The 21018-nt window shown below is 48.1% G+C and carries 13 protein-coding genes; 6 read left to right on the top strand and 7 right to left on the bottom strand.

All coding sequences use genetic code 11. From position 1 onward, the window contains the following. Nucleotides 1-240: 240 nt before the first annotated feature. Nucleotides 241-411, bottom strand: a complete 171-nt coding sequence (locus NG833_RS03005) for an NblA/ycf18 family protein (protein WP_015147507.1) — start codon at nucleotides 409-411, stop codon at nucleotides 241-243. A gap of 229 nt (nucleotides 412-640) precedes the next feature. Between NG833_RS03005 and NG833_RS03000 the strand changes: the two genes are divergently transcribed. The 6 genes from NG833_RS03000 (at nucleotide 641) to NG833_RS02975 (ending at nucleotide 10253) form a co-directional block, all read left to right on the top strand. Beyond that, a complete protein-coding gene (locus NG833_RS03000) occupies nucleotides 641-1252 on the top strand; it encodes a phycobiliprotein lyase (RefSeq protein WP_254563851.1) in 612 nt (203 codons plus the stop codon). Further along, nucleotides 1209-1883: a hypothetical protein gene (locus NG833_RS02995; RefSeq protein ID WP_254563850.1), complete on the top strand. Its 675-nt coding sequence runs from the start codon at nucleotides 1209-1211 to the stop codon at nucleotides 1881-1883. The genes NG833_RS03000 and NG833_RS02995 overlap by 44 nt, the downstream gene beginning before the upstream one ends. Before the next feature lie 265 nt (nucleotides 1884-2148). Further along, nucleotides 2149-2910, top strand: a complete 762-nt coding sequence (locus tag NG833_RS02990; RefSeq protein WP_254563849.1) for a phycobilisome rod-core linker polypeptide — start codon at nucleotides 2149-2151, stop codon at nucleotides 2908-2910. A 470-nt stretch (nucleotides 2911-3380) separates the two neighbouring features. Further along, nucleotides 3381-4763 (top strand): AAA family ATPase, encoded by a 1383-nt coding sequence (locus tag NG833_RS02985; RefSeq protein WP_254563848.1) that lies wholly within the window; start codon nucleotides 3381-3383, stop codon nucleotides 4761-4763. A gap of 17 nt (nucleotides 4764-4780) precedes the next feature. Then, the gene (locus NG833_RS02980) at nucleotides 4781-9610 is read left to right on the top strand and encodes a hypothetical protein (RefSeq protein WP_254563847.1); all 4830 of its coding nucleotides are present in this window, start codon (nucleotides 4781-4783) and stop codon (nucleotides 9608-9610) included. Between the two features lie 82 nt (nucleotides 9611-9692). Continuing rightward, nucleotides 9693-10253 (top strand): hypothetical protein, encoded by a 561-nt coding sequence (locus tag NG833_RS02975; protein WP_015147501.1) that lies wholly within the window; start codon nucleotides 9693-9695, stop codon nucleotides 10251-10253. Nucleotides 10254-10365: 112 nt separating this feature from the next. On the opposite strand, the gene recG is transcribed toward NG833_RS02975, so the two are convergent. The 6 genes from recG to NG833_RS02945 form a co-directional block, all read right to left on the bottom strand. Then, complete coding sequence (gene recG / locus NG833_RS02970) at nucleotides 10366-12888, bottom strand: ATP-dependent DNA helicase RecG (protein ID WP_254563846.1); 2523 nt, start codon at nucleotides 12886-12888, stop codon at nucleotides 10366-10368. Between the two features lie 18 nt (nucleotides 12889-12906). Further along, entirely contained in the window at nucleotides 12907-13767 is an 861-nt protein-coding gene (locus tag NG833_RS02965; protein WP_254563845.1) for a hypothetical protein, read from the bottom strand. 172 nt (nucleotides 13768-13939) lie between these two features. Further along, the gene (gene tsf, locus NG833_RS02960; RefSeq protein WP_254563844.1) at nucleotides 13940-14599 is read right to left on the bottom strand and encodes a translation elongation factor Ts; all 660 of its coding nucleotides are present in this window, start codon (nucleotides 14597-14599) and stop codon (nucleotides 13940-13942) included. Between the two features lie 225 nt (nucleotides 14600-14824). Then, nucleotides 14825-15631 (bottom strand): 30S ribosomal protein S2, encoded by an 807-nt coding sequence (gene rpsB, locus NG833_RS02955; RefSeq protein WP_254563843.1) that lies wholly within the window; start codon nucleotides 15629-15631, stop codon nucleotides 14825-14827. A 649-nt stretch (nucleotides 15632-16280) separates the two neighbouring features. Beyond that, nucleotides 16281-17219: a glycosyltransferase family 2 protein gene (locus NG833_RS02950; RefSeq protein ID WP_254563842.1), complete on the bottom strand. Its 939-nt coding sequence runs from the start codon at nucleotides 17217-17219 to the stop codon at nucleotides 16281-16283. Nucleotides 17220-18256: 1037 nt separating this feature from the next. Next, nucleotides 18257-21018, bottom strand: a 2762-nt coding sequence (locus tag NG833_RS02945) for a putative Ig domain-containing protein (protein ID WP_254563841.1), incomplete at its 5' end; no start/stop codon positions are given.

The following is a 21018-nucleotide window of genomic DNA, read 5'->3' as shown; positions in this document are numbered from 1 at the left end:
ACCCTAACCCATGACCAATCAAGATAAATTACGGCCTGGGGACAAGCGGTGTGGAAGAAAAAATTATGAAGTGCAACCTCACCTCCCTAGGGAAATTCTCAAGGTTTAATCATTAACAGGAAGATACTCTATTGAAATTGGCGATCACCCGGGTGTTGCTGGCAAAATGACAGGTAGATTTAGACCCTGAAAGAGTTAGAACATCGGTGAACAGGGGAGTTTCCCTGGTGATGCTCTGCACTACGCTGACTTTTTGAGCAGGTATTTGAACATATTGTCCTTGACCATATTTTGCCGTAGGACTTCGAGTAAATATTCCTGGGCTTGCTCTTGAGTTAGGCCCCTGACTTGTTCTTTCAAGAGTTGGAGTTTAAATTCTTGTTCCAAGCTCAAATTTGTTGGCATATCCATAGGTTTGCTCCTGGTGGTTTCGTTGGTTATTTTTATTTACTACAGGAATAGACGGGTGATCCGTTTGGTTTGGTCCTGGTAATTGTAAATTATCATTAAGTTTGCTTGACAAACTGTCCAAACTGTACAGTTTAAGATTTATTTTCGCTACAAAAGTTTATCAAAGCCCTGTAAGCCTTATTATAAAAGGGAAAAAGCGCGGAAACATCAGCCAACGGAGATAAGCCTAATGGACGCAATGGAGTTTTTTCGCCGGAGTGCAGGGAAGTGGCGATCGCAGCGCACGACCCATCACCTTGCTTTCCGACGAGCCGAACTAGGAGATTCAGAAATCCTGGTGGAAACCTTAGACAAGGATCATCCCCAAGTTGTCGGAATCTGCGAGTTACATCAAATCGATCCGCAACGGGCAGTCGGGGGGGCCCTGGTCTCCTGGGCGGGTTCCATGGAATGGGACCAGAATGATGAAAATCACGCTGGCTCCACCGTGTTTGCCTTGGTCCCGGAAGAGGATAACCCCAAAGCTGGAAAACTCCTCAGAGAGCGGGGTTATGCCGAGATCGTGCCCGTGGCGGGTTTGTATGAAATGGATGAGGAAGAAGGTCTGATTCTAGTGACGGAATATGAAACCATGAGTGTCGTAGAACGGTTCTGGTTTGCCAGCCCGGATCTGCGACTGCGAACGAGCACCGTCACCCGGTTTGGGGGATTTAGCACAGCTTCATTCTGTAGCGAAAGCCGGATCCAGGTCGAATCCAACTCCAGTAGCAGTGATTCCCCCTCTGACTCGGAAGAGAATGCCAGAACCACCCCCCAATTCCAATCCGCCTTCGGCTGGTAATCAAAAGGAAGACCCGGGGAGTCCCGAAAACTCCCCCATCCCCCCCATCCCCCCCATCCCCCCCACCTCCCCCATCCCCCCCATCATGTCCGACCCCTTGGTCCGGGGGTCTGATTATCTAAATGCGGTGCGTCAGATTGCGATCGACCCGAGCACCATTTGGTCCGGGGAGGATATTATCGAGCGGATCCAAGTCTGTACCTGGATTGGAGAGCATATCGAAACCATTAACCAACAACTGGGGGAGTATCTGGAAGCCTGCCATCAGTGTTTCCCAGCATCTGAACGGCGGGAGGTCGTGATTTTTGCCGCCCCGATCGCCCCGGAATATGGGATTGATGCCCTCTGCAATATCCTGGTGGATCCGGTGGCGATCGTCATTGATGTGGGTCGGACTGCACCCCAGGACTGGTTAAGCATTGTCGTCCATGAATATGCTCATGCCTATTTGAGTTCCCCAGGACATAACGCCCGACTCCTGGAGGTCCTGACTCATCTGTGTTTGGGACTGGGACTTGAACCCCCGAATGCCACAGGCATGGATGAGAGGGCAATGGATCAGATGTTAAGAAATTGGCCACACTGTGACGCAACTCCTGAACCCCTAGCCTTTTGGCGAGGTAACGGATAATACTTTTTGTGGCGAAATATTACAGATTGTTGCGTTCGGTGAGAAAAATGAGACTGATCTGACCGTCATCCCGTAATCTGAAGGATGTCTATTTATTGAAATCGGCAGTCAGTCGGTAGCAGTGACCGTTGAGCGCTACGGGTTCAAGCCATCCCTAGAACAGACCCAATTTGTCTTTCTAGGGGGTTCCCATACCTTAAGGGCCAATTCGCTGCATCTGCCACTGAAAGCAGAAGTTAAAATTTGAACTTACGGAGATTCTGACGTGGCATTACCTTTGTTACAGTACGCTCCTAAGAGCCAAAACCAGCGGGTTGCTGGATATGAAGTGGGAAGCGATGAGCAACCCAAAATCTATACCACCGAAAACCTTCCCTCTCCCACCGAGATGGATGAGGTGATTTGGGCAGCCTATCGCCAAATTTTCAGCGAACACCAAATCCTCAAGAGCAACCGCCAAACCTTCTCGGAATCTCAACTGAGATACGGTCAAATCACGGTTCGCGATTTCATTCGCGCTTTGGCTACTTCGGATGCCTTCATGCGGCTCAACTACGAGACCAACAGCAACTACCGTTTCGCCGAAATCTGCGTCCAGCGCATTTTAGGCCGCGACGTTTACAACGAACGCGAAAAAATTGCATGGTCCATCGTGATCGCCACCAAGGGTGTCGAAGGGTTTATCAGTGCTGTGCTCGATAGCGAAGAGTACCTAAACAACTTTGGGTACAATACGGTTCCCTATCAGCGTCGCCGGATTCTACCCCAACAGGCTAAAGGCGAAACTCCCTTTAACCTGAAGACTCCCCGTTATGGTGAGTACCACCGTTCGCAGTTGGGCTTCCCACAAATCATCTGGCAAAGCCAAGTGCGTCGCTACGTTCCCCAAGACAAGGTGGCTCGTGCAGGCGATCCGTCCCTCTATCTGGATATGGCGCGTAACCTCAACAACGGGAAAGGTAACCCCCCCAGCCGCGTTTCTACGTTCAATCTGAATTACGAAGCGCTGGTTCCCCGTAAGAAGTAATTGCAGTTTGCTCTCTTGAGCAAGGTAATTCCCTCATCCCTGAAGTTAGGGGCTAGAGTCTGGGAAGTTGTGGCAACCTAAACCATAATTCTTAGTCTTTGGCCCCTAACTGTTTTAGGGCTGAGGAGACCCGTGTCAGGGCTTTATCCATTCTTCACATTTCAATTCCGCCCGTTGTTCAGGTTCCGCCTCTGGAGAATCTTTACCGGGTCTGGATTTGATACAATATCTCATCTGAAAACTGCTTTTTCTCACCGCATTCACTCCGCTTATTTTTATTAAAACTTATTCATTTAGCTCTTGACAATTGGAGTGGGAATCGAGTAAGACAGAAACATACAAAAGTTTAAATTAATCTAATTTAAACTCTCCCGAAGACTCAGACATCAGGCTGAAATAACCATCAGGTCGGCATCTAGCCCCTAACCCGCATCAGGCGGGTTTCATCCCTCATTAACAGGGCCAGCATTATGATGGTTAATTTAAAGCAATTCTTTGATGCGACCAATCCGAGTAAGACTCTATTTGTCGAAGATTCGGAATTGGATCAGCAATATTATATTGATTTTTCCTCCGTGCGTGGGGGCAAAATTATTGAGGATTTAAGGGATAACATTACCCTCTGGTCCCCAGAACAACCCACCTGTCAACTGTTCACCGGACATATTGGCTGCGGAAAGTCCACGGAGTTACTGCGTCTCAAGGCGGAATTAGAACGGGAAGGCTTTCACGTGGTCTATTTTGAGTCCTCCAAAGATTTGGAAATGGGCGATGTGGATGTGGGAGATATTTTACTGGCGATCGCCAAACGAGTCAGTGAAAGTCTCGATCGCCTCACCCTAGAAGAACCCAAACGCCTGAAAAGCATCCTCCAAGGCGCAGCCAAACTATTACAAACAGAAATGGAGTTTGACAAGTTTGAACTCGAAGCTTTGGGCAATAAATTTAGCGCCAGTAAAGAAGGGATAACGGTTGATAGCTTTGGCAATCAATTCAGCGCAGGTAAAGAAGGGGTTACGGTTGTAGCAATGGGGATTGCTAAAATTACCGCCAAGGTGAAAGCCAGTCCCGATCTGCGCAGTAAATTAAGAGGATATCTGGAACCCCAAACCAATGGGATTATTGAGGCGATTAATAAAGAAATCCTCGAACCGGCGATCGCCAAGCTAAAAGAGCATGGCAAAAAAGGATTGGTGGCGATCGTGGATAATCTGGACAAGGTGGATAGTTCGCGCAAACCTTGGGGCCGTCTTCAACAAGAGTACCTCTTTGTCGATCGCGGTGAACAGTTGCGATCGCTCCACTGCCACCTGGTTTATACCATGCCTCTGGCGTTGCGCTTCTCCAACGACTTCGGCACCCTGATGGAACGCTTTCTGATCAAACCCCAGATGCTGCCGATGGTCCCGGTGCAGTGTCGAGATGGGAGTGAGAACACTGAAGGCATGGAACTCCTGCGCCAAATGGTCCTCGCCCGAGCTTTTCCTGAGTTAAAGCCAGAACAGCGCCTGGAAAAAATTACCGCACTCTTTGAAGATGCACAGACTCTTGACCGCTTGTGCCAAGTCAGTGGGGGTCATGTCCGTAATATTTTGCGAATGCTCAACGATAGCATTAAAAAGCAACGGGGACTCCCCATCGCCCGTCAAACTCTAGAAGAGGTGATTTGCGCCTATCGCAACGAACGCACTTTAGCCGTAACCGATGAAGAGTGGGAATTACTCCGGCTGGTTATGGAACGAAAAAAGGTGGCGGGAGACGACGGCTATCACACCCTAATTCGGAGTATGTTCGTCTACGAGTATCGAGATGCCGCCGGGTCTTGGTTCGATATTAATCCAATTTTGGCATAAGCAAAGGAGTGAAACTCATGAGTGAGAATATATCTGATGCGGATGTCATGAATCAAAATCAGCGGACATTGGCTGAACTGATCTGGGCGATGGAAATGTCCCAGGGACAATTTAAGCTGATGTTGGTGCGGTGTAATTATGACACATTGCGCGATATGTTGGTGCAACAATTGCATCGAGACTGTTCGTTGAATATTCGGGAAATGGTCCTAGAACCCAAGGTTAAACAGGTGTATTCCACCTTGGGCGATCGCCTGGGTGGGGAAACTCCAGATGCCTTGATGGTATTTGGGTTGGATTCGGTAACGGCCTTGGATGCGGTACTCACTTCCCTGAATCAAGTGCGAGATGAATTTAGAAAGAACTACCCCTTTCCGGTGGTGTTTTGGATCAATGACGAAGTGTCGGTACAGTTAACCCGATTAGCCCCGGATTTTGAGAGTTGGGCGAGTTTGACTCAATTTGCGATCGTCCCTACTGATTTACTTTCGGCCCTCAATGAGGAGAGCGAACACCTATTTGCAGAGGTGTTCGCCGCTGGAAATCAGCGCTTTGTGAGCAATAAAGAGATTTTTGGAAAGCGCTATCCGTTTGAAATGACCTTAGCGTTGCAGGATTTGGAAAAGGCGGGTCAACGGTTGACCCCGGAGTTGGACGCAACCTTGCCGTTTGTCTGGGGTCGTGAGGCTTATACCTGCGATCGCATGGAAGAGGCATTAGGCTACTATCACCACAGCTTAGAATTGTGGCAGAAACTGGATGCCGAAGGGGTGCGCGAATGTGCGGCAGCAGTGATTTATCACATTGGATTATGTTACGCTCGCAAGGCGGAACTGGACCGAGGGAATAGTGAAGGGTTCTGGAAGCAAGCCCAGTCTGCGTTCCAACAGTGCCTAGAGTCTTTTGAGGCAGCGGGAAGACCAGATTTGGTGGCCCAATTTATCGGTCAGCTTGGGGAAACGTTACGGCAGTTGAATGACTATTCCAGCTTGCAGGACCTGGCACAAACTGCCATAAAATTACATGAAAAATCAGGGAATCCGGTACTCTTAGCCCGAGATTATGGATTTTTAGCACAGGTGGCCCTCCATCAACAGGAGTGGAACCATGCGCAAGAACTTGCAGAAAAGGCTCTGGAAATTTTAGCCACTGACCCCCAACAAGAACAACAGCATCAGGGATTATATTTGCTGCTGTTGGCGCGGAGTTTGCACCAGTTAGGGGAGACTGGGGAGGCCATTGATCGCCTGGAAGAGGCGGCGAAGGGTGACCCGGAGGATAATCCGCAGTTATATATTGAGGTTTTGGAGGAGTTGCGATCGCTATACTACGAGCAATCCCAGTATGCGAAAGCCTTTAATCGGAAGCAAGAAAGACTGTCGATTGAGCAGCAGTTTGGCTTACGGGCGTTCATTGGTGCGGGACGGTTGGAATCCCAACGACAAGCGCGATCGCAACCGACGCCAACGGAATCTCAGGGAAGCATCGCCCGAGAGATTCTCGCCTCGGGACGGCAAAAAGATGTGGAACGGTTAATTGAACGGATCGGCACGAATCAATACAAACTGACGGTGATTCACGGTCAGTCAGGGGTGGGGAAAAGTTCTTTGGTGCAAGCGGGATTACTGCCAGCATTGAAGAAAACTATTATTGGCGATCGGGATCTGTTACCTGTGGCTCAACGCCTATACACCGATTGGGCGAAAACTTTGGGTCAATTATTAAGTGAGGCTTTAGCAGAACGGGGTATCAAAGTAGATACTATTCCCGATTCGGTGGATAAGGTCCTGGAACGGTTGCGTCAAAATGAAGCCAGCTATTTGCGAACTGTGTTAATTTTTGACCAATTTGAAGAGTTTTTCTTTGTTTGTAAGGAACCGGAAAAGCGCTTAAAGTTCTTTGAGTTTTTGGGGGATTGTTTTCAGATTAGTTTTGTGAAGGTGGTGCTATCCTTGCGTGAGGATTATATCCATTATTTGTTGGCGTATAATTCCTTGCCTGGATTTGGGGCGATCGACTCGGATATCCTGAGTAAGAATACGCTGTATGCCGTTGGGAATTTTTCATCGGCAGATGCGGTGGATATTATTCGCAGTTTGAGCGATCGGGCGCATTTTCCCTTAGAACCGGAATTAATTCAGGCAGTAGTCACCGATTTAGCCGAAAATTTAAACGCCGTGCGTCCGATTGAGTTACAAATTGTCGGCGCACAACTGCAAACGGATAATATTAATACCCTAGCCGAGTATCGAGAACTCGGACCCCAACCTAAAGAGCAATTGGTCCGTGCTTATTTAGAAGAAGTTGTCGCCGATTGTGGCCCTCAGAACAAAGAGTTAGCCGAACTGATTTTGTATTTGCTCACCGATGAGAATAATACCCGGCCTCTGAAAACTCGGACCGACTTAGAAACGGACCTGAAAGTTTTAGTGACTGATGTACTGAACGAACCCGAACGAGTGGATTTAGTTCTTTATGTTTTGGTGAATTCGGGGTTAGTGTTTTTGTTGCCAGAATGTCCGAGCGATCGGTATCAATTAGTCCATGATTATGTTGTGGCTTTTATCCGCCAAAATCAAGGGAAGCAAGCTAAGAAAGAACTAGAAGAGGAGCGGACCAAAAGAAAGCAAAGTGAAGAACGTCTACTACTTTTACAACAGGCCAATCAGATATTAGCTGAAGCACACAAGAAAGCAAGACGAATAGTCCGATTAGGGCTAATTGGATTTGCACTCATATCCCTGGGCGCTGGAACCTTCTTGTTTACAGTCATGCAAGAAGCTGAACGTGCACAGATTCAATCCCTCAATTCTGAATCAAAGGCACTATTGCTATCAAATGATCGCGTTCGAGCCTTAATAGCAAGTATCAATGCAAGCCAAATAGTTTTACAAACAAAAGCCTTGCCAGATAATCTTAAACAAGAAATCTTCCAGCAACTCCAAAAGATAGTTTTGACTGACATTCAATTAGGAAATACTCTAGTCGGACATAAAGATGGAGTTATACGGCTCAGTTTCAGTCCTGACGGCCAGAGTTTGGCTTCTGCGAGTATTGATAAAACTATCAAACTGTGGAGACTGGATGGGACTATAATTAATACTTTTAGAGGACACACTAATTCAGTCACTGATGTTAGCTTTAGTCCTAATGGTCAACAAATCGCCTCGGCCAGCTTTGATGGAACAATCAAACTCTGGAAACCCGATGGGACGTTAGTGAATTCGATGGCTGGAGAAAAGGAGGTTTTCAACAGTGTGAGTTTTAGTCCTAACAGCCAGATAGTAGTAGCAACGACCTCGTTTACTAATCGAATTAAACTCTGGCGAACGGAGGATGGTACTTTAATTCGCACCCTGGAAGGACATAAAAATTGGGTGACGGATAGTAGTTTCAGCCCTGATGGACAAACGTTAGTGTCTGCGGATTATAGTGGAGTGATTAAACTTTGGCGAGTAGATGGAACTTTACGTCAAACTTTTCAAGGGCATAATGATCGCATTTATCAGATAATTTTCAGTCCAGATGGTCAGCAAATAGCTTCCGCCAGTATGGATCAAACCATTAAAATATGGAAGTCTGATGGGACACTTATCACGACTCTGGCAGGCCATCGGGATAGAGTCAATAGTATCAGCTTCAGTCCCGATGGAAAAACCCTTGCCTCTGCCAGTAATGACAGAACTGTGAATCTATGGGACACACAATTTGGCATCTTACGCTCAACTATAAAAGCACACGATGGTTTTGGGTGGGATGTCCGTTTCAGTCCGGATGGAAATACCCTAGCTTCTGCGAGTAGCGATCGCACTATCAAACTTTGGCGACTCGACAGTCCCTGGTTAAAAATCCTGGCAGGACATACTAATGGAGTGACCAGTGTTAGTTTTAGCACTGATAGTACATTAATTGCTTCTGGTAGTTATGACAAAACTCTCCGGATTTGGGACCGAGACGGCAATTCTCGGCTAGAAATTCCTGCTCATAATAAAGAAATTTCTAGCGTCAGTTTCAGTCCTGATAATGAAATGATTGCGTCTGGGAGTTATGATGAAAAGATAAAGTTATGGAAGCGAGACGGAACGCTGATTAAAACATTAGAAGGTCATAAAGGAGTAATCCAGAGTGTCAGTTTCAGTCCTGATGGGCAACGAATTGCGTCTGCTGGTTATGATAAAACTGTAAAAATTTGGCAAAGGGACGGCAACTTGATGCTGACCTTGAAGGATTTTAGTGAGGTTGTTTCCGTCGTGAATTTCAGTCCCGATAGTCAGATCCTAGCTGTCGGTAGTGGAAATGAGGTTAGCCTTTGGCAACTGGATGGCAAGCGACTCGCAATACTTGATGGGCATAGTCAAAGAATTAATAGCATTAGTTTTAGCCACGATGGTCAGTGGATTGCGACAGCTAGTGCAGATACAACCATTAAACTTTGGCGGCGAGATGGTACCTTGATTCAAACTTTAAATACTACGAATGTGGCGGTGTATGATGCCATCTTTAGTCCGGGCGATCGCACTCTTGTCTCAGCTCACCAGGATGGTACGATCTCATTATGGCGTCGCGAATTGGATTCTGAAAAGTGGGAAGAGAGTCCGTACCAGATTCTTGCCAAGCATGAAGAAAGTGTCTATAGCTTAAGTTTCAGTGGTGACGGTCAGACCCTAGCATCGGCCAGTCAAGACAGAACGATAATTCTGTGGAATTGGCAAAATGTGGAGTCAGCGACTCTCTCTACGTTAATTCAGTCCGGTTGTGCAGAACTACAGGACTATCTACAGCATAACCCCTCGGTTAGGGCAGAAGACAAAAATCTCTGTTCTAGTATCCTGAAAATCATGAGGTAGAACCGAATAGAAGTAACACAAGATAATTTCCCTTTCGATTGTCAGTTCCGTTCACACTCTCATAAAAATAAGGACTAAAATCATGCCTGATTCATTTAATCCTTCCGTTGACACGATTCCCGTTCAAGATTATATCAGCAAAACGGTAGCCATTGCGCTACTTCATGAATTACTAGAAGACGAGGCAATAGATGAAGTGGTCACCAACCGAATTATGGAGAAATTTAGTCAGACCTTAGAAGACTCTTCTCCAGGTATTAATCAGTTGCCAGCTTTATCCCTGATGGTAATTTCAAGCATCAAAAGCGTAAAAATCATAGGACCAGAAGGATTCCAATACAAGTTAGGGGAAGGAACACAGGAATCATTAAATCTTTTAGAAGGGGAATCAACGTTCCAATTACAAATTTATCCTTCAAAAGAATGCCCAAACCCACTTGATTGTCCAGAGGCATCACAGCCCCAAATTATCATTCCTCGATCAGGCTCTGGTCCGACAATCGATACTATTCTGATGCAGAACTCACAGGATGTTATGATGATGGGCAATCCGATTGATGGTCCCCCCTCGCCTGGTGGGATAGATACACCACCTGCCCCCTCGCCGGGTGGTATAGATACACCACGTACCCCGAAACCATAAAAAGTGGCAATTCTCAAGACCGTTGAAACTGAGGAATAATAAGGGGTTCTAGAATTTTGAAAGTTAAGGGAGGAGGAGAGCTTAATCGCCCTCCTCCCCCATTTCTTTTCTTCTACGTCAAAATCGCCCCACCCAATAACTTCTGATACCGCTTATCTAACTCACTCTTTAATACCGGCCATCTCTCCAAAGTTGGGTCTTTCTTAATCACCTTTTCTGCCGCATCCCGCGCTAAAATTAATATCTCTTTATCCTCAACTAAACTCGCTAACACAAAATCTGGGACGCCCGATTGTTTCGTTCCCATGACTTCCCCGGGTCCGCGCAATCTCATGTCCATTTCGGCAATGAAAAACCCATCTTGTGATTGTTCCATGACATTGAGCCGATCGCGCGCATCGGTAGTGGCTTTAGGATGGGTCATTAAGATACAATAGGATTTGTCTGCACCCCGTCCGACTCTTCCTCGCAATTGGTGCAATTGCGATAATCCAAATCGTTCGGCATTTTCGATGAGCATGACACTGGCATTGGGAACGTCTACTCCCACTTCAACTACGGTGGTGGAGACTAAAATTTGGGTATGTCCATCGCGAAACAGCCCGATCGCCTCTTCTTTTTCCCCTGATGACATCCTCCCATGCAGCAATCCCACCTTAAATTCTGGAAAAATCACCTCTTGCAGTCTTTGATATTCTTCTATTGCCGATTTTAAATCTAATTTCTCCGATTCTTCCACTAATGGCAACACCACATAAACCTGTCTCCCTTGCACCACTTCTCGCTTAATTAAATCATAAGCATGGGTGCGTTCTTTGCCAGAAAAAATGGTGGTTTGAATCGCTTGTCTCCCGGGAGGCAATTCATCGATTTGACTGACATCTAAATCCCCATGTAAGGTAAGTGCCAGGGTTCGGGGAATGGGGGTTGCCGTCATGGTTAAAACATGGGGGTCTTCGCCTTTTTGTTGCAGTTTTGCCCGTTGTCCGACTCCAAATCGATGCTGTTCATCGATGACGATTAGTCCGAGTTTGTGGAAGTTTACCGGGTCTTGAATTAAGGCATGGGTTCCCACTAAAACGGGCAATTCTCCGGTTTCTAATTGGGGAAGAATTTGTTTTCGTTTGGCGGTTTTAGTTGACCCGGTGAGGAGTTCGACGGGGAGATGTAGGAGGTTAAACCAACTGACTAATTTTTTATAATGTTGTTCGGCTAAAACTTCCGTGGGTGCCATGAATGCGGCTTGATATCCGGCTTGAATGGCGGCTAAGATGGCGACGACGGCTACGACGGTTTTACCGGCACCCACATCCCCTTGGACGAGTCGATTCATGGGTTTGGGTTTTTGCAAGTCTTCCAGGATTTCCGCAATGACTCGCTGTTGAGCATTAGTGAGTTTAAAGGGGAGGAGTTTATAAAATTTATTGATGAGTTTGCCTTTGCCGGATAAGACTGCGCCGGTTTGGGTTTCTCGGAGTCCTTGGCGACGGTGGAGGAGTCCGAGTTGTAGGTAGAAGAATTCATCGAAGACGAGGCGGCGACGGGCTTCTTCGAGGATGTCCCGATCGCCCGGAAAGTGGATTTGAGAAACTGCTTCCTGTAATCCCATTAACTGATAGCGCGATCGCAGGCTGTCCGGCAGAGGGTCGCCCAATAAGCCGACATGAGGTATCACACTCTTGACCGCTTTTCTCACAATATCAGCGGTGACTCCTTCGGTTAAGGCATAAATGGGAACAACTCGTCCGACGTTGAGGGATTCGATAGTGCCGCTTTCATCTAGCACTTCGATTTGGGGATTATCCAAGGATACGCCATATTTGCTAGTTTTGACTAACCCGGAGGCGGCAACTACTGCACCTGTCGGATACATTCGCTTTTGGATTTCTTGCCACCCGCGATTGCTTTGGCGTCCGGCAAAAAATCGACTTAGTTTGATTTGCCCGGTATTATCTTTAATAACCAGATTTAAAATAGTTAATTTCTTATTGCGTGGACTGCTAAAACAATCACATCGTTTGACAGTACCAATAATGGTGACCGTTTCTCCCGCTTCGAGTTCTTTGATATTCACCTGGCGGGCATAATCAACATGGTCCCGAGGGAAGTTGTAGAGGAGGTCGTAGATAGTATAAAGCCCCAATTTGGCTAACTTGTCGGCGTTGCGTGTTCCAATGCCGCTAACTTGGCTTAAGGCTTGGTTGAGGGAGACTGGGGAAGTGGAACGGGTGGTGTTAAATTGGGTGGTTGAGAGGGTTTCTCTGGGGGAGATGCTAGGCGATCGCATCCCTGATGTGGGGGGTTGTTCTACCAGTCTGTGTTGTTTCCCGGTGCCGTTTTGAGGGGGTGGTGTGTTTGTACAAATTCGTTCCATATCCAGAAGAAACAAGCGAGTATGTGACACCAAGGCTTGTCGCTTTTCGAGGTTCAGTTCTGGATAGCGTCCAAATTCTGCCGCTATGCTTTGCCAACGGCGCAGATCTGCCGATACGAGATTGGCAGGGGAGTTTTGTAAACTAATTTGAAGAAATTCGCTAAAGCGATATTGACTCCCGACAACATCGGTAAATCCGCGTTGTGCTTCGACAGACAAGGCTTTTTGCAATCGACCCCAATCTAATGATTCTGCGTTCACGGTTTCCCCCCTACCTGATTAATCTTCAAACCAGCTTGCACGCCATGCAGATTCTGCTTGGGCGATCGCTCGTTCCCGTTGTTTTTGATGATAGTCTCGTTTGAGTGAATTTAACCGTCCTGAGAGGGTGCGAATTTGTCCTCGGGATGCACTCAGACGGGAGTCGGCAAATTCCAGATCCGTTAATCTTAAATGAACGGCCATGATATGAACCGGCCCTTTGAGCAGGGAGGCTAAACCGGGCATCTGGGGTAAATCTTCGGTCCCTTGAGCTTCTAAGGTCAGGGTGACTAGATTCGGTGGCCCTCCGATCGCCTCGTTATTGGGCAGTTTTTCCGCAGCTTCTAGCAACATAGGGGGAACGTTTTTAGACCCGATTCCAGCAGCGTGTAGGACCTGGTTGGTTTCATGGGAGACTTGTTGCAACAGTTTAACAATTCCCGATTCTATCCGATCTTGCCACTTGGCTAAATTTTCGGGGTCGGCAATTTCTTCGAGGGGAGTGAGTTCCTCTTCGACGAGGCTAATGTCCTGCGCCGGGGTTCCCTCATCGGAAAGTCCTTCGACAACGAGGACCACTGGGCTGTCTTCGGGTTTGGGGTCTTCCACGAGGGCGATCGCCTCCGCTTCTGCTTTCTTGACGATGGACCGGAGTTGGGATTGCAGTTCTTGTTTCTGGGTTAAGGATAAGTCCAGAAAATGCTCGGGATATCCTTGGGTACAAATATGATATCCGGCTAAGATCATCTGCTGTCGCACCGCTTGTCCCAAGGCCGTCAAATAATGGCTGTAGGTCTTCTGAAATTGTCCCGCCAAGTCTTGCGCTGCCTGTTCTAGCTCTGCAATGTCCTGGTCAATGAGTTCGAGGGGTCTGGCCATAGCCTATGATTTGGATCCGATAGCAATATGAAGGTCTTTTCTAACGATAGCGGCTAGAAAAACAGAAGACAGGTCATGCTATGGTTTGACCTGCCCCTGTCTCTAGCAGTCTTTTTTCATCTCTCGGGAGAAAGCCGGAATGAGGGGATACCACCCCCACTCTAAACCGGGGCTATTTTGCGCCGGTTTGCGCGGCTACTTCGTCGGCAAAGTTGGTTTCTTCTTTTTCAATCCCTTCACCCAAAACGAAGCGGGTAAAGCGACGAACCCGAATGTTTTCACCCAATTGGGCGATCACCTGTTTGATTAACTCGGCGACGGTGATATTCTGATCGCGAATGTAAGGCTGATCCAGCAGGGTCAGTTCTTTCAGGCGCTTATCGATCCGTCCTTGGACGATTTTTTCTTTGATGTTATCCGGCTTGTTGCCTAAATCGTCCCGTCCCATTTCGATCGCCTTTTCGCTTTCGACTAAGTGTTCGGGGATATCTTCGATGCTGACGTATTCGACGTTGGGACAGGCTGCAACTTGCATGGCAATATTGCGAACCAGCGCATGGAATTCTTCACGACGCGCTACGAAGTCGGTTTCACAGTTGACTTCCACCAGGACGCCAATTCGACCTCCGGTGTGAATGTAGCTATCCACCAGTCCCTCGGCTGCCAAGCGTCCTGCTTTTTTCTCCGCAGAGGTAATCCCTTTCTGCCGTAGCCATTCTACGGCTTTGTTCATGTCCCCGTCGTTTTCTTTGAGCGCTTTTTTGCAGTCCATCATGCCTGCGCCGGTTTTTTCGCGCAGTTCTTTGACCACTTTTGCAGATATGTCCGCCATTTTCTCTTCGTTTTTCTCGATTTACACTGTCCCAGAATTCTGGGGTTTCGCCATCTGCCTTTAGCCTTAGAATAGACGATTGAAGTCTCGCCGGAACACTTTATTTTCAGCTTTTTGTGCAACTTCAGCGATAGGAGAGGATTGCGGGTTAATCTCCCGGGTTTACTCTTGACCCTATCGGTGAAGTTGCTGCTTAGTTAATCAAGCTGTTCTGGGCGATCGCTCTTATTTCTCGTCGCTTCCTTCTGCTTCGCTATCGGGTTGATAGGCTTCTTCCCCTTCTTCATCGTCGTACTCACCCTCTAGGCTGTCGTAGTCAAACTCTTCGTCTTGACCACTGGAATCGACTTCTCCATGACGACCTTCGTAGATGGCATCGGCAAGTTTTCCGACGATTAATTTAATCGACCGAATGGCATCATCGTTACCAGGAATCGGAATATCGGTAAAATCGGGGTCGCAGTTGGTATCCAACAGGGAGACGATGGGAATATCTAGTTTCTGGCATTCCTGGACTGCGTTATATTCTCGGCGCTGATCCACGATCACTACGATGTCGGGGATCTTTCTCATGTTTTTGATGCCGCCTAGATATTTTTGCAGCTTGCTCAGTTCTCGCCGCAACATGGAGGCTTCTTTTTTCGGACGCCGATCCATTGCGCCGGTGTCTTCCATGCGTTCTAATTCTTTGAGGCGATCGGCTCGGGTCTTGATCGTCGTCCAGTTGGTCAGCATTCCACCCAACCACCGTTGGTTGACGTAGTAAGCCCCACAACGGGAGGCTTCTTGGGCAATAATTCCGGCAGCTTGACGCTTGGTTCCGACAAATAGGACTTTTTCCCCACGCTCTGAGGCTGTTCTCATATAGTCGTAGGCTTCTTCCATTAACTGGGCGGTCTGCACCAGGTCAATGATATGGACGCCGTTGCGTTCGGTGAAGATATACTGCGACATTTTGGGGTTCCAGCGTCGGGTCTGATGCCCAAAGTGAACCCCTGACTCTAACAGTTGAGCCAGCGAAACTACTCCCATTTTTTTCTCCTGATTCGGGTTAATCCTCCATCCGAGCGGATTTCTAGGTCGCGATCGCGCCTTGGAAACACCCGAAACCCCGGATGTGCGAGATTAGACAACTTTACTAGAATAACACGATCTTGCCTTTTCCACCGTTCTAATTTTTACCCGTCTCCAGGGTCTCATACGGAATGCGGTTGGAATAGGTCTTGAAAAACAAGTTGAGCAATTGTAGGGTGGGCATTGCCCACCGAATCGGGAGCATCTCAAGAAGGCAAAGAGACCTAACCCCCCAGCCCCCTTCCCTACGAGGGAAGGGGGAGCAAGACGTATAAATTCCCCTTTGAGGCGAAATTGAGATGCTCCCACCGAATCGAGGTGGGCAATGCCTCCTGAGCTTCGTCGAAGGGCCTACAATTTTTAATGCTTTTATCAACCGGATTGAGTAGACCTCTTGCCTCATTCTTTAAAGCCCCCCTTCTTAAGGGGGGTTGGGGGGATCAATCCTTTTTTTTGCAAGAGGTCTAGTACCAACTGGCCCCTCTATCAGGTCCCTCGGGCTATCCGCAGTTTCCTACTGACTGCCACTCATTTTTAGGACGGGTGCAATACTTTAAATTTCTCTTCATCGCGGATTTTTGCTTTATCCCGATCGCCTCTTCAACCGTTACTTTTTCCCCTCTCCATTCGCTGCCGCATAAACCGCTTGAACATTGTACCAATTCAAAAAAATTCGGGATACTTCTAAAGCAAACTGGGATTTTCCTTGGTTGATTAACCACTGCAACAATCCAGCCATTGTCCGTTCATTTAATCTTCCCCCCAAGGACAGCATTCCCCACAAGATTCGATGCAATCCAGTCATCTGAATCATCATCCGCACTTCCCAAGTCGGATGTTTTTTGTAGAATATCACTCCCATTTTCCCCCGTTCAATTTCTCGGTTAATCGCCCGAGGTAAATCATCCAAGGTAAAGGGCGGATGCCAATGATATCCGGCAGCTTGGGGACATTTTATCAATTTTAAGCCTAATTTCTTCAGGCGAACTCCCAATTCTAAGTCTTCCCACCCATACAGGGAAAAGGAAGGGTCAAATCCTCCCGCTTGCTGCAACCATTTGCGGGCGATCGCCACGTTGCCTGTAGCAAAATAAGCAGCAGAAAAATCAGTGATTTTATAGGGTTCTGCCGTGGGATTATCAAAATTGCAGGTATTAATCACATGACCATAAGTAAACAGGCGATCGCTTCCTATTTTCTCCTCTCCCTCCCTCAACCCATCGGCATGAGCTTGGAGGAAATTCTCAGTCACCACTAAATCACTATCAATAAAAATAATTATCTCCCCTTGGGCTGCTTCTATCCCTCGGTTTCTCGCCGTTGCCGGTCCTTGATGCGCTTGTTCCAACCACCGCACATGAGGAAACTCTTCCCGATTTTCCCCTAACCATTCTAAGGTGCGATCGGTTGAACCATCATCGATGACAATAACTTCATAGCCGCTAATTTGACTCGGGTCTCTGAGTTTTTGCTGTTCTAATGCTCGCAGGCATTTCTCTAAAATCGGTCGGCGATTATAGGTTGGAATAATGATGCTAAAAAACACGGGTTCCCCTCAAACAACAAGTCTCGACTTTCGCGATCGCTGCTATGCGCCAATCTCCTCTATTTTAGAGGGTTCTTTTGTCCCTGGAAAGGGTTGTCCCTGGTTCTCTGGTCTTCCCATATCATAGTTATGGAGATTTGTCAAGTGGGGGATTGGGACTGCTTCAAAAATTGGTGCAAGCCGAGGGATGGCAGGGAGTGGAATGGTTGCGGTTGCCGAGGATTGGACAACGATTTTTCAAGGGTTTTGGCTGTTGCGATCGGTGTCTTCCTGAAATTAGACACAATAAGCCCTTGGTTTCCACCTCTGATTATAGCCTATAACCCTTGTCACTGCGTTGCTCAATTTTGGCAATTTTTAGGGAAATTCAGGGTTTTTGATTTAAAGATTTAATAGTTTTCTATGGATTTGCGCGATTGGGCTAATCTTTCGGTGGATTGGGGGGTGGTTATAGAGTTGCAATATTGAGATTTGCGATTGTATGTTAACAACAGTATCAAGACTGGAGGAATTCACCGCTGGATGTAGGCAATTGGGGTAATTTCTCCGGATTGCAACCTTGAGATTTGCGATTGTATGTTAACAACAGTATCAAGACTGAGGAGATTCCCGGTGGCGTTAGGGGATGAGAGAGATATTGCAGATTGACAACAATATCGACTAGCAGGTTCTATTGCTTCAGTTCGGCGATTGATTGTGAATAGGTCGCTGAGGTGATTAGTGCTAATGTGCAAGGGATTCCCCGCAGTGCAGCGCCCAGGAAGCGCAAGCCGATCGCGCAGTTCCAGCCTCAAACGCACAAACCCAATGTCTTATTTCTGGAGAAACCAGGTTTCTCTCTACGATTTTCGCTTTTGTCGCAGGGGCCCGGTTTCTTCTAGCAATTTTCACATCCATGAGGTACATCTATATCGATCCCCCCTAGCCCCTCTTGACAAGGGTAGGGCTGTTTCATTCTAAAATTTTCCTTGCACCGTAAGCTTTACAGCCCAAGGGTTCAATGAAACAGCCCCCCTTTCCAAGGGGGGTTGGGGGGATTACCCGAAACTAAAATAACCCTCTCCTAAACTCAAAGACGAAACATCCCGAACCAATCCAACCAGGTCACTTAACTCCCCATCTAGCCGATAAATCGCCGTTCCCGGAGGCAACCCTGCGGGAGACGCAGCAAGCTGATAGTCAGCGGCAGTACCGGGCAACTGAATGATATCTTCAGCGGCATCAAAATTAGAAATCATCGTATAATCTTTCTCGCTCTCAAGATTGAGAGTGAAAGTATCCACGACTCCCGGTTCACCCGTGAGTCGGTCATATTCAACCGTCCCCGGGCGACCTTCTTTGAAGCCGTACATCATATAATGCTCGTAAGCGCTACGGAATGCCCCACCCTCGACCGCTACGGCCACATCAGCATTTTCGGTGAGATAGTCGCCATTGCTGAATTTCTCGCCGGGGTCGCGACCCTCGGACATTCCATAATATATAAAGTGTTCTAAGGCATTTGGGAAGAGACCGTTAGTGACAGCCTCAGCCACATCGAGATTTTTGGCCAGATAGTCTTCCGAGTTAAAGGTTTCGGCAACGACATCGAATTGGGATAGTAGAGTTTCTCCTTGGGACAATCCCTCGGTCATCAGATATTCCAGGACGTTGCCATAAGTGCCATTAGCCACCATTGCGGCAGCATCGGCATTTTGGGACAGATAGAAGGTCTCGAAGTCCGCCAACTTGTCGCTGGGGAAGCGATTTTCCTTGTATCCGTATTGGAGGAAGTGTTCCACCGCACTGGAAAAGGCCCCCTCGGAAACCGCTGCGGCTACATCGGGGTTGTCGAATAAATAGGTTTCCCCGAAGAAGTAACTCGGAGTCCGGCCTTCTTTAGCGCCGAATAAGCCGAAATGTTCTAAACCACTGGCAAAAGTGCCGTTTTCGACTGCTGCGGCCACATCGGGGTTTTTGACTAGGTAGTAGTCCGAGTCAAAGAATAAGGAGGAGAAACTCTGGTTTTCCGTGAGGACGGAAGTGTTAATCGTGGCGGCATCAATTTGCGCCGTTAAAGCGTCTCCAGTATTTTCGGCAACCACTTCGTCAAAGGATTTCGTGCCACTGAAGGCGGCGCTTAGGTCTTCGGTGACGCTGGTTTGAGCCACTTTTTGCGCTTGGAAGATGTCCTCGGCACTGGTGGCGGTGAGAATTTGCTCGTTACTAGCGGCAATGACTTGCGCTAGTTGTGCCGAGTTGTTGGTGATTGATTCAACGTTTAAGGTCTCATCAAACACAGTAAAGATATTGGCGGTGCTATTGACCAGGCTTTGGATAGCGCTGGAGTCGCCCAGATTGAAACTACCCGATTCTAAAACAATGGCTAAGTTAGCAGTCACCAGGGCATCTAAGCCATTGCCTGTGATACCGAGGCTGGTTCCTATGACGTTGCTGACTTGGCTAATCAGGGTTTGCACCGCTACCTGGGCAGCTAACACCTGCAACCCTTCGCTGGAACCCGCTTGGGCTGCTGCGATGGGGTCAAACGTGGATAAGTCGATGTTGCTGGGGAGTCCCAGGGCGGTTTTCACCTGGGTTTGTGCCACTTCTGGGCTGAGTCCTTGGTCTACCAGGGCAGAAACGAGAGTCGTTAGGGGAGTCACCACAGTGGAACCCGGAAGTGACCGTAGTGTACCGCTAAAGGGTTGGCCAGTGATGGCATCAGTTCCGCCGACGACCACATATTGTCCTTCATCGAAGTCGAGCGTACCATTGCCGTTGAGGTCTAAGTCGCCGGAGATATTCAGGGTGAAGTTGCCCGCATCATCGGTGGTTGCACCCGGTTCATCGCTGTCTTGGATGTCGTTGAAGTTGGTATCCAGGAAGGCGGTGGCTCCAGCAATGGGGCCGTCTTGACTGCTCATGCGCGAGCGGTCGAAGTACCACCGGATTGGCTGTCCTCCCCCGGGGCCTAAGTTTCTTGTGCCGGTTAATTTGTACCTTACCATGTCGCCCAAGGTTATCCTGAAGTAGCGCAAGGAGCGCTTGCGGGAGTGCTGGCGGGCGCGCAAGAGGGAGGTGAAGCCTAATGTGAAGGTGAAGCCTGATGGGTCTGTGACTGAACTGATGGTGCGGCCTGATGGGTCTGTGGCTGATGTGATGGTGCGGCCTGATGGGTCTGTGGCTGATGTGATGGTGCGGCCTGATGGGTATGTGGCTGACCTGAAGGTGTTGCCTGATGGGTCTGTGAATGATGTGATGGTGGAGCCTGATGGGTGTGTGACTGTTATAGAATTTGCCAGTCCTGGAGGTAGTATGGGTGTGGAAGTTGGTGTGGGAGTTGGTGTGGGAGTTGGCACTGCCGCTTGAACACCCACCCCAAACGAATCGCTAATGCTTTCCCCGCTGCTGTCTGTGGCCGTAACTTGAACCCCGAACTCACCAGAATGGCTATCAGTCGGAGTGCCGCTGAATTGCCCTGTTACACTATCGAAACTTAACCAACCGGGCAACGGCGAGCCATTAGCCAATGTTGCACTATAAGTTAAGGTATCCCCAGCATCAGGATCGCTGAAATTCCCAGAAACATCCAGACTGAAACTGTTCCCAGTTTCCAGACTTTGGTCAGCTATCTGAGTCTGGACAACTGGCGCATTATTCGTCGCCACTTCCGTAACGCCCAAACTATAAGCCGTCGTCGCATCGGGAGTCGCACCCACTGTGGTGTCATCCACCTCTACTGTTACGTCATAACTGGACTTAGTAGCAAAATCCAGGGTTGTCCCGGCTTTCAGATACAGTTCCGAACCACTAATTT

This window comes from Oscillatoria sp. HE19RPO, from assembly GCF_024220515.1.
In the GTDB taxonomy this organism is placed as follows: Bacteria; Cyanobacteriota; Cyanobacteriia; order Cyanobacteriales; family Laspinemataceae; genus Laspinema.
This window is presented reverse-complemented; position numbering and strand designations above follow the sequence as displayed.

Excerpts from the sequence above, each read along its gene's own strand:
- NG833_RS03005 (WP_015147507.1), bottom strand. The coding sequence starts at position 411 with ATGGATATGCCAACAAATTTGAGCTTGGAACAAGAATTTAAACTCCAA.
- NG833_RS03000 (WP_254563851.1), top strand. The coding sequence starts at position 641 with ATGGACGCAATGGAGTTTTTTCGCCGGAGTGCAGGGAAGTGGCGATCG.
- NG833_RS02995 (WP_254563850.1), top strand. The coding sequence starts at position 1,209 with ATGCCAGAACCACCCCCCAATTCCAATCCGCCTTCGGCTGGTAATCAA.
- NG833_RS02985 (WP_254563848.1), top strand. The coding sequence starts at position 3,381 with ATGATGGTTAATTTAAAGCAATTCTTTGATGCGACCAATCCGAGTAAG.
- NG833_RS02980 (WP_254563847.1), top strand. The coding sequence starts at position 4,781 with ATGAGTGAGAATATATCTGATGCGGATGTCATGAATCAAAATCAGCGG.
- NG833_RS02975 (WP_015147501.1), top strand. The coding sequence starts at position 9,693 with ATGCCTGATTCATTTAATCCTTCCGTTGACACGATTCCCGTTCAAGAT.
- NG833_RS02965 (WP_254563845.1), bottom strand. The coding sequence starts at position 13,767 with ATGGCCAGACCCCTCGAACTCATTGACCAGGACATTGCAGAGCTAGAA.
- tsf (WP_254563844.1), bottom strand. The coding sequence starts at position 14,599 with ATGGCGGACATATCTGCAAAAGTGGTCAAAGAACTGCGCGAAAAAACC.
- rpsB (WP_254563843.1), bottom strand. The coding sequence starts at position 15,631 with ATGGGAGTAGTTTCGCTGGCTCAACTGTTAGAGTCAGGGGTTCACTTT.